This window comes from Pseudomonas sp. Kh14, assembly GCF_900291005.1.
GTDB lineage: Bacteria > Pseudomonadota > Gammaproteobacteria > Pseudomonadales > Pseudomonadaceae > Aquipseudomonas > Aquipseudomonas alloputida.
Genome location: NZ_OLKJ01000117.1, coordinates 1 through 271 on the forward strand (window position 1 = coordinate 1; position 271 = coordinate 271).

The 271-nt window shown below is 36.2% G+C and carries 1 protein-coding gene; it reads right to left on the reverse strand.

All coding sequences use genetic code 11. The features are described 5' to 3' along the window. Positions 1-271: hypothetical protein (locus FQ668_RS28665; protein ID WP_178097179.1), on the reverse strand; the 271-nt coding region annotated here is incomplete at both ends.

Here is a 271-nt window from a genome sequence, read left to right on the forward strand (position 1 = left end):
ATGCTAACTTCATCAATATATTCTGGATATTTCACATCAATATACACTTCAATTTTAGAATGAACTGTTCCAGTTCCTACAGGTTCTACAACAACTTCTTTCCAGCTTCCGTCATAAATCTGAGTAAGATATTTTGCTCCACGAATAATAGGAACGATAGGACCTTCATTGGCTATTTCCACAAATTTATCTGCTGAAGTTATAGGATTCTTCACAGGGTCTTGTAGATTAACTACAATCTCCTGGGAAGTGATTCCAGGATCCGTTTTAG